We start from the raw sequence: 3,942 nt of genomic DNA, 5'->3' as shown, positions 1-3,942 counted from the left end.
TTGATCCAAGGTGACGAAATCCTGCGAATGAGTGAGTATATGTGAGATAAACCCTTAAAAACGAGGGAACGGGACACATTAGTTCAATGAAGGACTCTGTACAAACGATGAAGGAGCTGCCGTTTATACACAGATGTCCCGATGGGCGTTACGCTATTCTAGCTAATAGCTTGTCAATATTTAAAACTTAATGGATTCAATTGGCGATGTTATAGGGGTAGTAACAGCGTCGCTGTCACCAAGGGCAAAGTGACAGGATAATATTGATATTATACCGGGAAGCGATTAATGATTACTGAAGAAGATTGATTTATTGATCAAAGTTGATTTTTTATAAGATACCGGTGTGTTTCGTCAGCTTTTTTGCGACGATTTTGCCTGATCCGGACGGGCTACATTTGACATTCTAAGCTCACACAACCGCTCCAGAATGGGCAGCAGATCGCGCGAGCTTTTTTGGGTCATTCCGTGTGAACGGCGGGGTTTGATATATCGCATAACTTCTACCTGGCTGCAGCTGGCGCTGGTTGGTCGATTGGGGCATGTTACATTATTGGCCTTTACGTTGGTTTCTCCTTATGCTAATCCACCAGTTTATCAGCTTTCTCTAGCATCTCCCGAAGAACAGTAGCTACTTGGCTTCGTCTGTTTAAAGAGAGCTGCTGGCTGCGTCTGATTGATTGCTTATAGACTTGAACGTTATGTTGACGATAAAACTGCTTGGCGGCAAGTCTCAGTGTCCGTCGAAGCAAAAGTGCAGATGAACGCGTGGATTTCATTCGCAAACCTCTGCGTAGGATACGCAACGTATTTTTATACTTCTCGAGATCCTCCGATGGGGGGGAGAGAACGAATAAATTGACCGCAGAATCATTGAAACCGTGGCAATCGAACATGATTCTTAGGTTCTCCAGATTGACTTGATTTCCTCGAAAGGAGGTCGGATGCTCCTGATGGTAGCCGACTACTTCTTTAATGGGTATAAAAGGAAGCTTTAGACGATGCAACCGATAGCCGAGTTCCCAATCTTCGAGTCCATATAGTACAAACCGCTCATTAAAACCTTTGAGGCGGAGCAAATACCTGCGCCTGACCGCTACACAGCGCGTGACAAACAGCATCCAAGGCGCCACATCGGTTCGGGCGAATTGATCTATAATTGCCGGGGGAATTCGCCGAGGGATGAGGACTCTCGACAATGTGCCAGTTTGATGAATTAAATCATCAGGGGTAATCAATGGCATTACCTCAATGGCATTCTCAAATTCTGGTTTCCATACACCTGTAGGACCGATTGTGCTGTGAAATTGCAATTGTTCCTCAGGGGAGAAGTCGGGATGGTAGTGCGTATAAGCATCATCCATGGAGTGGGGAGTCCCCGACAGGATTGCATTCGGGTATTTACGATGATAGCGGTCGACAGTACTTAGAAAATGAGGAAGCACTAGGAAATCGGCATCGCAGAAAATGACATAACGGCCTTTTGCGTGACGTAGTCCTAAGTTTCTAACAGCGGAACGGCCGCGCTGTTCAGGCTGGGCGACATAGATGAGGCGATAAGAAGCCTGAAATTCCAGGACCATTTGCTGTGTTCCATCGGTAGAACCGTCATCAGCGACGATTACCTCCATGAGATGCTTTGGATAGGTTTGTGTCTCGAACGCAACGAGAGTAAGTAGCAGCTGCTGAATACGGTTAAAGGTTGGAATAATGATGCTATAGCGGACAACCACAGAAATAGCCTCCATTCTGAATAGGATACAAGACAATATATGCATCCACTTTAGCTTGGAATAGACAAACATCCTGGAGAGAATAACGCCCACAATTATGTATGAATATAAACTTCTCTTGCAGCCTGTCCACCAAGCCCAAGGGTCTACATGCGAGAACAACATGTCAGTAATTATATAATAGCCGATACAAAAGCATTTTAAAGAAGAAAATGGCACCCGCTTGGGTGCCATTTGTGATGTTATTGTTGTAATAACTGTGCTTGGTATTTTTGAATGTCACCGGCTCCCATGAATATTAAAATTGAGTCGCTACCTTTTCCGTGAATCTTCGTTTAACTCCTGAGAAAGCAGCCAATTGAGTTTTTACAATTTCCAAATCTCGGTCTAATACAAGAGCTACTCCAATTGTCGCCAGGGAATTCAGCACATTATGCTTTCCAAACGACGGAATGTTGAAGCGATCTATCTTTGTATTCCTATAAAAAACATCAAAAAATGTTGCATTACTTTCAACTGTTAGATCTGAGGCTCTAAGTTTATTATTCAATCCGAAGCCATAAAATAATGTATCTGTGTTTGTATTCAGCAAACGTACCTGTGGGTCATCACCGCAAGCTACTATATATTTTGTCGTTAAAGACGCCATCTGCTCAAAGGCATTCCTAACGTCATCAATATCAGAAAAATAGTCTGGATGATCATAATCAATATTGGTAATAACCGCTATATCTGGTCGGTAAGCAAGGAAATGACGTTTGTACTCACAACTTTCAAATATAAACTGATTAGCATTCGGATGTCCATTTCCGGTTCCATCTCCAATGAGACTACATGGCTGATTTTCAGCATTAAACGCATGGACTAACATTCCGGTAGTCGTAGTTTTGCCGTGAGACCCTGTTACAGCAAATAGTTGATTGATGGTCCGACGCTGGGTTACACATTGTAAGGGAAGTGGGCTAGGAACCGGAACAATAAATCTGAAGATATGCAGCATTTTTCCGATTAAAGAAGGAGAGTTTCGCTCAAATAGATGTAGAATGAAAGTAACTTTGCAAAGTCACTTATGAAAAGAGGTAAAATGATGAATCAACAGCAGTTACTTTCAGCTAAAGATAAATATAAACAAGACGGGTATGTAGCTATTGAGAACGTACTGGATGCCGATTTGATACAAGAGGCGAAAGAGCATGTGGAATGGCTGCTGCAGAAAAATCCAGGTAAACGTCCGGAGCATCTAGGCCATGATTTGATGACAGATGACCCGTTCTGGGTACGATTAGTCAGCGACGATCGGCTTCTTGATATCGCCGAACAGTTTATCGGCCCGAATATTGCGTTGTTTGCTTCACATTATATTTGCAAACCTCCGTTTGATGGTAAGGCCGTGCTCTGGCATCAAGACGGAAGCTATTGGCCGTTAGAGCCGATGGATGTTGTGACATTATGGTTGGCAGTAGACGATTCTGTCGTGGAGAACGGATGCTTACGAGTCATTCCAGGTACGCATACGATGGATCTTCAACAGCTTCGACCGAACACAGCTGTTGACAATGTTTTGGAGTCGGAGGTGGATCCAGCGCTGGTTGACGAATCCAAGGCGGTAGATATCATCCTTAAGGCCGGCGGTGTTTCCGTGCATAACCCGAACATTATTCACGGATCAGAACCGAATCACTCCGCGCTCCGCCGCTGCGGGTTAACCATCCGCTACATTCCGGCGACGACCAAGATCTTGACCAACAAGCAGTGGGAAAGTGCGTTTCTGCTCAGAGGGGAAGAGGTCCCTGGCATTAACTCATATTTGCCGAAACCGAAATATGTACCCGGTAAACATATGCCGTTTGGCGGCTGCGAAGCCTGGATGTAAAGAATGGCTCAGGGATTGACAAGGTAATATTTGGAAGCGTATACTTATCATGTATTAAAAAGTAATTTAACCGCGAAGGAGTGAGGACAATGAAAAACTTCAAACGAAGCGCCAACAACATCATATTAGGTCCTCGCGGTGTTATTTTTAACTAATTGCTTATGTCGAAATAAGCCCTGAGGATGTGTCTATCCTCAGGGCTTTATATGTGTGTGGGTCTACACTGGAGTATAGAGTGATGCCGCGCGCTGAAGCCACTGGATTGTTTGGAGGCCACTGAAGAACTTAAGCTTTTCCAGTGACCCAAGTTATATTTAAAGAAAAGCGACACTTACC

The 3,942-nt window shown here is 44.1% G+C and carries 3 protein-coding genes; 1 reads left to right on the top strand and 2 read right to left on the bottom strand.

Features of this window, described 5'->3' with window-relative positions; all coding sequences use genetic code 11:
- Positions 1-581: 581 nt before the first annotated feature.
- Together ACFPYJ_RS30390 and ACFPYJ_RS30385 are read right to left on the bottom strand one after the other, a co-directional pair.
- Complete coding sequence (locus tag ACFPYJ_RS30390) at positions 582-1,733, bottom strand: glycosyltransferase family 2 protein (protein ID WP_379192007.1); 1,152 nt, start codon at positions 1,731-1,733, stop codon at positions 582-584.
- 298 nt (positions 1,734-2,031) lie between these two features.
- Complete coding sequence (locus ACFPYJ_RS30385) at positions 2,032-2,733, bottom strand: Mur ligase family protein (protein WP_379192006.1); 702 nt, start codon at positions 2,731-2,733, stop codon at positions 2,032-2,034.
- A gap of 87 nt (positions 2,734-2,820) precedes the next feature.
- On the opposite strand from ACFPYJ_RS30385, the gene ACFPYJ_RS30380 reads away from it, so the two are divergent.
- Entirely contained in the window at positions 2,821-3,606 is a 786-nt protein-coding gene (locus ACFPYJ_RS30380) for a phytanoyl-CoA dioxygenase family protein (RefSeq protein ID WP_379192005.1), read from the top strand.
- Positions 3,607-3,942 lie beyond the last annotated feature (336 nt).

Origin of the sequence: Paenibacillus solisilvae (assembly GCF_042656405.1) — a bacterium.
Classification (GTDB): domain Bacteria; phylum Bacillota; class Bacilli; order Paenibacillales; family Paenibacillaceae; genus Paenibacillus_Z; species Paenibacillus_Z solisilvae.
This window is presented reverse-complemented; position numbering and strand designations above follow the sequence as displayed.

Coding starts and splice junctions, on each gene's coding strand:
- ACFPYJ_RS30385 (WP_379192006.1), bottom strand. CDS start 2,733: ATGCTGCATATCTTCAGATTTATTGTTCCGGTTCCTAGCCCACTTCCC.
- ACFPYJ_RS30380 (WP_379192005.1), top strand. CDS start 2,821: ATGAATCAACAGCAGTTACTTTCAGCTAAAGATAAATATAAACAAGAC.